The following is an 11,329-nucleotide window of genomic DNA, read 5'->3' as shown; positions in this document are numbered from 1 at the left end:
GCGTGATATAGCTTTATGAGGAGGCGCTGCCAGTCAGGTGGCCCCCTTCAAACCACAAGTCAGGGAGGCAAGGATGCTGGGGATCTGGTTGAGTGTGGCGCAGGTGGTGATCAGCGGTTACCAGCCTATTGCAGAGCAAACCTGGGTGCAGTTGAACCCGGAATATTACCCGCTGCACCGCTCACCGCCGGCCATGTTCGTGGCCTGGCGGGGCAATCAGTTTCCCCCTCTCGAGCTCAAGCAGAAGAAGGGGCGCTGGCAGGTGCTGTTTCCGGCCCGGCTGGTGCCGCCCTTCGATCTGTTTGAAGGGGAGGCGCAGCTCTCCAAGGCGTATCTGGCCAGGCTCAGGCGCATCGATGAGGCCGCCTATGGCCTGGCACCCGTCGCACCCGTCACGTCGCCGTATTACAGCGAGCAGGAGGTGGCCGGTCTGGGAGTTCCCTTCATGGCCGAATTCACGCCGCCAGTGATGCCGGGTCAGCCGCGCGCCACCAGCCAGGGCACAGAACGGCTGGCGGTGAGCCTGGTTCTGAACGCGGCCCGGCGAGCGCCGGATACCCTGCTGGCCCGTGTTGCTAAGGGTGAGACAACACCGGCGGTGAACGCATCCTCCGGTGGTGAGACGCTGACGCTCTCGGCGCCGGCGGCCGGCAATGGCAAGCGGGTCTGTCATCAGGTGGCATCCGGGGAGACACTGTGGCGCATTGCCGCCACCCTGGCCCAGAATGGCACCGTCACTGGGGCGGCGGGAGACACTTACAGCTATCTGCTGGCCATAGTCGATGACAATCGCCCGCTGATGGGCAACAGCATCCGGGTCAAGGCGGGGGATACACTCTACTGCCCGGCGCCCCAGACCCTGGCCCGCTTCGATGCCCTGAGTGCGGCAGAGCGGCAGCAGCGGTTTGCCCGGCTGGAGCAGGGGCGTTAAGGTTTCTTGTCACTGTACTGGGCCCGTGCTAGTATGCGCCCTCGTTTTGCGAGGTGCTGACCGGTCGCAGTCAGCACCATAAATTCATCTATATGAGATAACCACTATGTCTTTCGTATTCCAAGCTGAAGTCCGTTCTGACCTGGGGAAAGGTGCGAGCCGCCGCCTGCGTCACGCTGACCAAGTTCCTGCCATCATCTACGGTGCAGGCAAAGAAGCCCAGTCCATCACTGTTGACCACAAAAAATTCATCATTGCCCAAGAGAAGCCGGAATTCTACGAATCCGTGCTGACCCTGGTCATCAACGGTGAAGAAGTCAGCGTTAAAGTGAAGGCTATCCAGCGTCACCCGGTTAAGCCGAAGCTGGTTCACCTGGACTTCGTTCGCGTTTAATCGGCAACGAAGGTTCCTGTAAAGAGGCCACCCAATCGGGTGGCCTCTTTGTTTTTACGGCGTTTTTTCCCGATAAAAATAAAATACTCAAATAGTACTGTTAGTCTTTACTTGTAGGCATGATTGACAGCAGGACACCAGTTGTGGTGCTCTGGCATATATAAAGTATTCGAACAAGTCCACATACGGGGTAATGTTGACCGTGATGAAGGGAATCATACGGGGATATTTCCTGCTGTTCTCACCCATTCTGGTGCTGGTTTTGGTGGGTGGGTATCTGCTGGGTGACGCACTGATCGAGCGCGAGCTCTACCGTGTACGTAGCGATGAGAGCACCTTCCTGACGCTCGCCAGCGGTCGTCTCGACGACGAGCTGGCGGTGCCGCTGCGCCATGTGCGTAGCATGTCTGAAGAGCCCATCCTGCTCGAGGCGGCGGGTCGCGACGAGCGTGACAACATTGCCGCCCAGTTCACCGTTCTGATGAACCGCAATCCCGACTATGCCCAGGTGCGTTGGTTGGCGCCGGATGGCATGGAGCTGGTGCGCTTCAATCGTCAGGGCCAGCATCTGCAGCGTGTGGCTGACGACCAGCTGCAAAACAAAAAGGATCGTTACTATTTCCGCGATGCCATGGCGCTGCCCTGGGAGCGGATCTACGTCTCGCCGCTCGATCTCAACGTCGAGCAGGGGGTGATTGATCGCCCCTTCAATCCCATGATCCGTATCGCCAAGCGCCTGCGCCTGGGGGATCGCGATCTGGGCTTGCTGCTTATCAACGTACAGGCCGGCCGTATGCTCAAGGTATTCGCCAACAGCAGTGGCAAAGCCGCCGATCACACCATGCTGCTCAATCAGGATGGCTATTGGCTGCGTAGCCCGGATCCGGCACAAGAGTGGGGCTTCATGCTCGAGCGTCCGGACCTCACCTTGAAGCAGTTTTCTCCCCAGGCCTGGCAGGCATTCTTGGGTGCTTCGAGCGGCCAGGTTGAGCTAGCCGACGGCCTGTGGAGCTGGACCACTCTGTACCCGGCACTGAATCACGATCAGCTGGTCTGGAAGACTGCCTCCATGGTGCCACGCAGCGAGCTGCTGGCCATTCGTACTCACATCTGGGGGATCATCTCGGCCACCTGCGCCATCTTGCTGTTGCTGTTCGGTGCCGGAGTGGCCTCGCTGGTGCTCAGCCGGCATCGGGAGCAGCTGGCGCAGCAGGAGGCGGCCAGGCTCGCGCGGGTCAAAGGGGATTTCATCGCCAACATGAGCCACGAGATCCGTACTCCCATGAACGCCATCATGGGGTTGGCCTACCTGCTCGAACAAGGGGGGCTCGACGATGGCCAGCGCGCCCTGGTGCGCAAGATCCATCAGGCTGGGCAGGCTCTGCTCGGGATCATCAACGACATCCTCGATTTCTCCAAGATTGAATCGGGCCGGCTCGAGCTTGAGCAGGTGCCATTCAGCCTGGAAGAGGTGCTCGATCATGTGGCGGCCATCATGTCCACCTGCGTTGGCAACAAGCACCTCGAGCTGGTAGTGAGCAGTGCCCCCGAGCAGGCCGCCCATCTGGTCGGAGACGCCCTGCGCCTCGAGCAGGTATTGCTCAACTTGACCGGCAACGCCATCAAGTTCACCGAGCGCGGGGAGGTGGAGGTCAAGGTCGAGCTGGAAGCCGAGCAAGATGGCATGGCCACCTTGCTGTTTCGGGTGCGCGACACCGGGATCGGCATTCCGCCCGAGCAGCAGGCAAACATATTCAATGCCTTCTCCCAGGCCGACTCCTCCACCAGCCGCCGTTTTGGGGGAACCGGGCTTGGCCTGACCATCAGTCGCCGTCTGGTGAGCCTGATGGGGGGCGACATCGGCGTCACCAGCGAACTGGGCAAGGGGAGCGAGTTCTGGTTCCGCATCCGGCTGGAACAGGTCGAGCAGCCCGAGGCCTTCCACGAGCGGCTGCAGCACGTCTCGCTGCTTATCGCCGACGACAATCAGGTGACCCGCGATACCCTGTCGATGACGGTGGGCTCCCTCGGCTGGCAGTCACGGGTGGTGGAGTCAGGCGAGCAGGCCTTGCACCATCTGCTGCGTCAGGGGGAGCGTTTCGACGTGATCCTGCTCGACTGGATCATGCCGGGCATGGACGGGCTCGAGACCTGCGTGGCCATTCGCCGTGCCTTCGAGCTGCAGGAGCGCTCGCCCATCATCATCATGGCGACGGCCTATTCCCAGGAAGAGTTGATGCGCAGCCCCGGCTCGGAGCAGGTCGATCTGGTGCTGCACAAGCCGGTCACAGGTTCCAGCCTCTACAACGCGGTGGCGCGCCTCATCCACGAGAAGCGCGAGCATGTGGATCTGCTAAAGAGCGGTCAGCGCCGTCTGCGCCTGCCTGGCGTTCATATACTGCTGGTCGATGACAGCGACATCAACCTGGAGGTGGCAACCCGCTTGCTGCAGCGGGAGGGGGCCGAGGTGATCACCGCCATCGACGGGGAGCGGGCTCTGGCCTGTCTTGCCGACCCGGCGCAGCGTATCGATCTGGTGCTCATGGACGTACAGATGCCGGTGATGGATGGTTACGAGGCGACCCGTCGCCTGCGCCAGCTGCAGGGACGCAAGGAGACGCCCGTGCTGGCACTCACCGCCGGGGTGTTCAAGGATCAACGCGAGGCGGCGCTGGCCTGCGGCATGAACGATTTCATCGCCAAGCCGCTCGACGTGGAACAGCTCATCGCGACCCTGCTGCGTTACCTGCCCGACAGTGTGGTGCCGCTAACGATCAGCGACGTGCCGTCTGCCTTGGAGCCGGTGGCCGGCATTGATATCGATACCGGACTTCGCAACTGGGGCGAGGCCTCCGTCTATCTCAAATACCTGCGCCGATTCCGCGATGACTACATGACGGTCGGTACCGTGCTGCCGGACTACATAGCCCAGCACGAGACTGATGCCGCCGCGAGCCTGACGCACAAGCTCAAGGGGGTGGCGGGCAGCCTGTCGCTCACCGATGTGGCGCGCATCAGTGCAGAACTGAATGAGGCCATCGAGCAGGGGGGGGACACCAGCCAGCTCATGGCTCCCTTCCTTGAGGCGCTGGAACGGGCGCAACAGGCCATCGACATCTATGCCAGGCGCGAGCCGGGGGCTGTCAACTCCCCGTTGGCTCAGGGTGAGGCGCAGGAGGTGTGTCTGCACGCTCTGCGTGAGGCCCTTGTGAGCGAGGATCTGGAACTGATTGAACCGGCGCTGGGCCAGGCCAAGAGTTACTTGCCTTCTGAGCTGGTGAGCGAGATCAGTGCGGCCCTGGAGCTGTTCGACATCCAGCTCGCGACCTGCAAGCTGGAGGGGTATCTGGAAAATCGGGAGGCACCTGGATCATGAATCGACCGCGCGTGTTGATCATCGACGACGAGCCGAGCAACCTCGGGCTGCTACGGCAAATCCTCAAGGAGGAGTACAGCCTCTTTTTCGCCAAGGGAGGCGAGGAGGGGCTGGCCGCCGTGGAGCGCCACGAGCCGGCCCTGATCCTGCTTGACGTGCGCATGCCTGACATGGATGGCTACGAGGTGTGTCGCCGGCTCAAGGCCGATCCGGCCCACGCCGGGATCCCGGTGCTGTTCATCACGGCGAGCGACAACGCAGACAGCGAGAGCCAAGGGTTCGAGGCGGGTGGGGTGGATTACATTTACAAGCCGGTTTGCCCAAGCACGGTGCGCGCCCGGGTGCGCAACCACCTCTCTCTGGTACGCCTCGATCAGCTCGAGCGCAGCTACCGCACCGCCATCGTGATGCTGAGCGAGGCGGGTCACTACAACGACACCGATACCGGGGTACATATCTGGCGCATGGCCGCCTATGCCCGAGCCCTGGCCGACGCGGCGGGCTGGAGTTCGGAGCAGTCGGAGCTGCTGGAGCTGGCGGCCCCCATGCACGACATGGGCAAGATAGGGATCCCCGACTACATCCTCAAGAAGCCCGGCCCCCTCACCGAAGAGGAGTGGGCCATCATGCGCACCCATCCGCGCATCGGTTACGAAATCTTGAAGCGCTCCGACGGGCTCATCTTCCGCATGGCGGCGGAGATTGCCCTGCATCACCACGAGAAGTGGGACGGCTCGGGTTACCCCGCAGGAGAAACCGGCGAAGGGATCCCCGAGGCGTCGCGGATCGTAGCCATCGCCGATGTGTTTGACGCCCTGAGCGTGCGTCGCCCTTACAAGGATCCCTGGCCTCTGGAGCAGGTGCTGGCCACTATGCGTGACGGTGCTGGCCAGCACTTTGATCCCCGGCTGTTCGCATGTTTTCTCGAGATCATGCCGGAGATCTTGCGCCTCAAGGCCCAGTGGGACACCCGCGAGGAGCGGGGGATTACCAGATAGGTTGCGTCAGGTAGGGATTGCTTGCCTTCTCGCGGCCGAAGGTGGAGCTGGGGCCGTGGCCCGGAATGAAAACGATCTCATCCCCCAGCGGCAGCAGGGTCTCGGTGATCGACCTAATCAAGGTGGCGTGATCGCCGCGCGGGAAGTCAGTGCGGCCTATGCTGCCGGCAAACAGCACATCACCCACCCAGGCGAGCCGCTCGCTTTGGCTGAGCAGGATGACGTGGCCAGGAGTGTGGCCCGGGCAGAAGTACACATCCAGCTCGCATTGACCCACCTGCACTTTGTCACCCTGGGCGAGCCACTGGTCGGGGGCGAAGGCGGGGGTATGGGCAAAGCCGAACATCTGGCTCTGCTGGGGCAGCATGTCGAGCCAGAAGGCGTCCTCCTTGTGGGGCCCCGTGATGGTCACGCCGGTCTTTTCCCGCAGCTCGGCCGCAGCCCCCACGTGATCCAGATGACCGTGGGTCAGCAGGATATGGGTCAGGGTCAGTCCGCGCTTGGCGATGGCGGCCAGCAGTTTGTCCGCTTCGCCACCCGGATCGATCAGCGCCGCCTGGTTGGTCTCGTCACACCAGATGAGGGAGCAGTTCTGGGCGAACTGGGTGACCGGGATCACCTCGAATTTCAACATATGGGGTCCTCTTGTTGGAAAGGCGACGGGGTCAGCCCTGTTGCGCTCTGGCGTGCTGCTCGGCGAAATAGTCGAGACAGGCCTGCTTGTCACCCCGGAACACGATGCGCTCACGCTTGTTGCCAAGCTGATAGAGATACATGGGGTCGTAGTAGCGGGTCAGCAGCAGGGAGATCCAGGCCAGATGCAGCTCGGTCGCGCCACTGCTGGCCTGCTCGGTGAGGGCCGTCTGCATCAGCGCATCCAGCTCGCGGTGGGCCTGATCCCCGAGGCGGCGCTTGAGGCGGGCCAGCGCATCGGTCAGGTAGGCGGCAAACAGCGGCCAGCCCGCTTCTGCGCCGAACATGGCCTGATAACGCAGCCAGAGATCGTGCACATAGTCCTGGCGGATCTGTTCGGCCCGCTCGCTCTGCGGCACATCCACCACCACCAGCGGGGCCTCGCACATGGCATCGAACAGGGTGTTCGGCAGGCAGCAGCGACCGATGAGCCGGCTCTCGTCCTCTACCACGAAGGCCTGTTCGCCCTTGTGGCGGCGCTTGAGCAGCTCGATGGCCATGTTGTTTTCAAAGTTGATGTTGCCGGGCTGGCCGCCGGGCAGCTGGCCAAAGGAGGAGCCCCTGTGGCGGGCATGGCCTTCCAGGTCGAGCGCCTGGGTCACATGGCCCAGCATATGGGTCTTGCCGGAGCCTGTCATGCCGGTCAGCACGGTCCAGTTGCACTCGGCAGAGGCCTTGTCCTGGGTGTCGATGAGGAAGCGGCGCAGCTCCTTGTAGCCACCGGCGACGCGGGGACGAGTGACCCCGGCCTCATGCAGCCACAGTTGTACGGTTTGCGAGCGCAGGCCGCCGCGAAAGCAGTAGAGCAGGGTGTCGGGCTGCTGGCGCAACTGCGCCAGCCAGCCTTCGAGGCGTTCGGCCCGCACGGCGCCCCCCACCAGCTTGTGACCCAGTTCGATGGCGGCCGCCTGACCCTGCTTCTTGAAGCAGGTACCGACCTGGGCGCGCTCATCGTCTGTCATCAAGGGCAGATTGGTCGAGCAGGGGAAGGCCCCCTCCTTGAACTCGATGGGCGCACGCAAGTCGATGAGCGGGACATCGTCCAGAAAAATCCGGGCCAGATCCGTGGCCAGTGGCAGTTGGCTCATAGCATGGCCTCCGCAAGCAGCCGCTGACTCATTGGACAACCTCGATAAACTGATCACCGGTACGCGCCTTCAGCTGGCCGACGGGGGAGAGGGTCAGCCCCGCTTGCGTCGCGATGGCAAGGAGCTCGGCTTCACTTTCTTTACCGACGGCTACCAGCAGGCCGCCGCTGGTCTGCGGGTCGCACATGATGTTGCGGGTACGATCGTCCATGGCATCGAGCTTGTGGCCATAGGAGTCGAAATTGCGCAGGGTACCGCCCGGTACGCAGCCCTCGCTCAGGTAGTAATCCACCTCGTCGAGCAGCGGCAGCGCCTTGAAATCGAGGGTGGCGCACACCCCTGATCCTTCGCACATCTCCAGCAGGTGACCCGCCAGACCAAATCCGGTCACATCCGTCATGGCGTGTACGCCCGGCAGTTCGGCAAAGCGCTGGCCAATCTTGTTGAGGGTGCACATGGCGTTGGGGGCCAGCTGTTCGTGCTCTGGCTTGAGCTTGCCCTTCTTCTGGGCCGTGGTGAGTATGCCGATGCCAAGGGGCTTGGTCAGATAGAGGATGTCGCCCACCTGGGCGGTGTCGTTCTGCTTGATGGCATCGAGCGGCACTATGCCGGTCACCGCGAGGCCGAAGATGGGCTCGGGGGCGTCTATGCTGTGGCCGCCGGCGAGCGAGATGCCCGCTTCATGGCACACCTGACGGCCGCCGTCGATCACCTGCTGCGCAATCTCGGGAGCGAGCGTATTGATGGGCCAGCCGAGGATGGCGATGGCGACGATGGGCTTGCCGCCCATGGCGTAGATGTCGCTGATGGCGTTGGTGGCGGCGATGCGACCGAAGGTGAAGGGGTCATCGACGATGGGCATGAAGAAGTCGGTGGTGGAGACGATACCCTGACCGTTGCCGATATCGACCACGGCCGCGTCATCCTTGCTGCTGTTGCCGACCACCAGGGTCGGGTCGTCAAAGCCCGGGATCTGGCTCTTGAGAATGGTGTCGAGCACCTTGGGAGAAATTTTGCAGCCGCAGCCAGCGCCGTGGCTGTATTGGGTCAGACGAATGGAAGACATACTTACCCCTTATGCAGAGGCTCTGTGGAGCCGTCTTGGTCAATGGGCGGTCATCCGTCGCCTTGTAGACAGGCAGACAAGATACCGCAAAAAATGGGTGGCCTCGGTGCCAACAGGGGCAACGATTTCAGGCAGCCATGGGAAGGCCGCCAAGCCGGACGGGGGAGGAGGGGCGACATGGTGCGCCAGAGCAGCCCCGCCAAGGGCCACAGGACGGGCCATTATGCCACAAATGCCCTCTCTGGTTCGAACTGGAATTCACACAAAGCGCAGGGGATTGGCGGGAAAAATGAGAGAGGGGACAGCCTTCGCCATACGCTGGCGGTGAGGCATATCCCCCGGTGTTGCCCCGATGAGGCCGAGCCTGTCTCACTTCGGGGCCATGTTTGGGTGGCGGACCTTACCCGGCTTGCTCCATCACCGGCTGGCGAGCCTTGCCCCAGCGACGCAGGCGCCGTTGCAGCGGTCGCTCCAGCAGGTTGTAGCTAAGGGCCGAGAGGCCGATCAGCACCGCCAGCATCAGCAGGGTCGCCACTACCCCCAGCAGCGGGTGGGTCTGGGCATACCACCAGTCGGTGAGCCCCGGCGCCAGATAGTGGAGAAGCTCACAACCTGTGAGCAGCACCAGCGCGTGCAGCAGGTAGACGGAGTAGGAGAGATCCCCCAGCCAGTTGGTAAGGCGGTTGTCCAGCAGGCGCAGCAGCGGGCTCCGGCGATCCCCCTGGCAGGCCGCAATCCAGATCAGCAGCACGTAGGAACTGATCAGCAGCAGGGTCAGTTGCGGCGTCATGGTGAACTGCATCAGCGCGAAGGGCAGCACAAAGGCGACCAAGAGAGGCAGATCCCGTTGCATCATGGGCAAGTGTCGCGCGGCCTTGACCCTGGGCAGCAGCCAGAGGCCGAGCACGAATTCACTCACCCCGCGTCCCACCGCCAGCGCGCCGCTGGTGACATCCAGGGTGCCCCGGCTGTGCACGATAAAGGCCAGCACCGTCAGCGCCAGCAGGGGCGCGAGATGGCTCCAGCGACTGCGGGTCACGGCGAGCGGAATAAGCAGCGGGAACAGCAGGTAGCTTATCCACTCCACGCTCAGGGACCAGGCGGCGAAGTTCCAGGTCAATCCGTGATCGGTCACCACCTGCAGCAGCAGGAAGGCGCTTGGCAGGGCCTCGGCCGGGGTGAAGGGGGAGCCGAAGGGAGGCATTCCCTCCCACTCCCACATCTTGAACAGGGGGCCGGCATAGAAGCCCACCCCATGGCGGGCCTTGTAGAGTTCCCAGCCCACCAGCAGCACCAGGGTCACAAAGTAGAGAGGGTAGACGCGGGTCAGCCGCAGCCAGAGGAAGCGGCCATAGCCCAGGGTGCGGGGCGTGTGGCTGAAGGCCTCACCGTAGACGTGGGCCAGCACCAGGCCGCTCAAAATAAAGAAGAGATCGACCCAGAGGTAGCCGTTCTCGATGAGTTGGGTGTGGCCGGCGATCGACTCCATCCACTGGGGAAAGAGCAGCAATCGGGCATGGAACAGCACCACCATCAGGGCAGCTATGCCCCGCAGCGGCGTCAACAGCGGCAATGATTGATTCATATCGGGATCCCTTGCGATGTTCAGCTTGGCCTGACATCGATTTTGTTGTTGTGCTGGGGCATCGAGCCTGATGCCCCAGCAGCCTGGACTCATGCTGGTCACAGGCGGGATCACCCTATCTAAAAGAGAGTCATACGGGTGTGATTTTCGTCATAAATATGCGTTTTTTACGCAAAAACAGCCAGCTGTATGGGGGCAAGATCAGGGGCTGGCGTGGGGATCTAGACTAGGGATGTCGTCCATCTGATCGCAAGGTGCACGCCCGATGAAACTCTATGCCCATCCCTTCTCATCCTACAGCCAGAAGGTGCTGATCGCCCTCTACGAGAATGCCACTCCGTTTGACTATCAGGATCTCGAAGATCCGGCGGCCAACGCCGAGCTTGCCGCGCTCTGGCCGCTCAAGCGCTTCCCCGTGCTGCTGGATGACGGGCGCTGCATCCTCGAGAGCAGCACCATAGTCGCGCATCTGCAGGCGCACCATCCGGGCCCCATCAGCCTGATCCCGGCTGGTGATGCGGGTCTGGAGGTTCACATGCTGGATCGCGTCTTCGACAACTACGTCATGACGCCGATGCAAAAAGTGGTGCTGGATGCGCTGCGCCCGCAGGCCGAGCGCGACGGCTATGGCGTGATGGAGGCCCGTGAGCTGCTCGACCAGATCTACTCCTGGCTCGATCAGCGACTCGAAGGGCGTCACTGGATCACCGGCGATGGCTTCAGCCTGGCCGATTGCGCCGCCGCCCCCTCGCTCTTCTATGCCGACTGGGCCCATGAGATACCGCACTCCCACGTCAGACTGCGGGCCTACCGTGCCCGCCTGCTGAGTCGGCCCTCTGTGGTGCGCGTGGTGGATGAGGCGCGGCCATTTCGGCATTATTTCCCGCTGGGGGCGCCGGCCCGTGACTGAGCCGGGTGCTTGAGCCCAACGACAGGCCTGCTGCCGACCCAGAGATGATGTGCAGCCGAAATGGGGGAATGGCCGGGAGCAGGAGAGGGGGAAAACTGATTTATGCAGCAGAGTGATTTTCGATGCGATTTATACCGATATTTCCCCGAGGATTTTCCAATCTTGATGATTTTATTTTCATATTTTCGCATAAATAAAAGATCGGTCAGGTTCCCCTAGGGGGGGGGGGGCCGGCCCCTAGGTGGACTGAGTGCCATTCCCTGGGTGGATGCTGTGAGCACAGGGCTT

At 62.4% G+C, this 11,329-nt stretch carries 9 protein-coding genes; 5 read left to right on the top strand and 4 right to left on the bottom strand.

Going from position 1 to position 11,329, the window contains the following annotated elements; translation table 11 throughout:
* The first annotated feature begins 73 nt into the window (after positions 1-73).
* The 4 genes from CK910_RS16960 (at position 74) to CK910_RS16945 (ending at position 5,699) form a co-directional block, all read left to right on the top strand.
* Positions 74-931 (top strand): hypothetical protein, encoded by an 858-nt coding sequence (locus CK910_RS16960; protein WP_098984081.1) that lies wholly within the window; start codon positions 74-76, stop codon positions 929-931.
* Between the two features lie 106 nt (positions 932-1,037).
* Positions 1,038-1,325, top strand: a complete 288-nt coding sequence (gene rplY, locus CK910_RS16955; protein ID WP_042037696.1) for a 50S ribosomal protein L25 — start codon at positions 1,038-1,040, stop codon at positions 1,323-1,325.
* A gap of 205 nt (positions 1,326-1,530) precedes the next feature.
* Positions 1,531-4,701, top strand: coding sequence for a hybrid sensor histidine kinase/response regulator (locus CK910_RS16950; protein WP_172955347.1), 3,171 nt, complete (start codon positions 1,531-1,533; stop codon positions 4,699-4,701).
* The gene (locus CK910_RS16945) at positions 4,698-5,699 is read left to right on the top strand and encodes a response regulator (protein ID WP_043555675.1); all 1,002 of its coding nucleotides are present in this window, start codon (positions 4,698-4,700) and stop codon (positions 5,697-5,699) included. Before CK910_RS16950 ends, CK910_RS16945 begins: the two co-directional genes overlap by 4 nt.
* Here CK910_RS16945 and CK910_RS16940 read toward each other — a convergent pair.
* From CK910_RS16940 to CK910_RS16925, 4 genes are all read right to left on the bottom strand, one after another.
* Complete coding sequence (locus CK910_RS16940) at positions 5,689-6,333, bottom strand: MBL fold metallo-hydrolase (RefSeq protein ID WP_098984079.1); 645 nt, start codon at positions 6,331-6,333, stop codon at positions 5,689-5,691. The two genes, CK910_RS16945 and CK910_RS16940, sit on opposite strands and share 11 nt — an antisense overlap.
* A gap of 31 nt (positions 6,334-6,364) precedes the next feature.
* On the bottom strand, positions 6,365-7,480 hold the full coding sequence (mnmH, locus tag CK910_RS16935) for a tRNA 2-selenouridine(34) synthase MnmH (protein ID WP_098984078.1): 1,116 nt from the start codon (positions 7,478-7,480) through the stop codon (positions 6,365-6,367).
* Positions 7,481-7,508: 28 nt separating this feature from the next.
* Positions 7,509-8,546, bottom strand: a complete 1,038-nt coding sequence (gene selD / locus CK910_RS16930; protein WP_098984077.1) for a selenide, water dikinase SelD — start codon at positions 8,544-8,546, stop codon at positions 7,509-7,511.
* 400 nt (positions 8,547-8,946) lie between these two features.
* Positions 8,947-10,131, bottom strand: coding sequence for an acyltransferase family protein (locus CK910_RS16925; RefSeq protein WP_098984076.1), 1,185 nt, complete (start codon positions 10,129-10,131; stop codon positions 8,947-8,949).
* A gap of 265 nt (positions 10,132-10,396) precedes the next feature.
* Here CK910_RS16925 and CK910_RS16920 point away from each other — a divergent pair, with 265 nt between their 5' ends.
* Positions 10,397-11,041, top strand: a complete 645-nt coding sequence (locus CK910_RS16920; RefSeq protein WP_098984075.1) for a glutathione S-transferase family protein — start codon at positions 10,397-10,399, stop codon at positions 11,039-11,041.
* Positions 11,042-11,329 lie beyond the last annotated feature (288 nt).

It is taken from the genome of Aeromonas sp. CA23, assembly GCF_002587065.1.
Lineage (GTDB): Bacteria > Pseudomonadota > Gammaproteobacteria > Enterobacterales > Aeromonadaceae > Aeromonas > Aeromonas bestiarum.
This window is presented reverse-complemented; position numbering and strand designations above follow the sequence as displayed.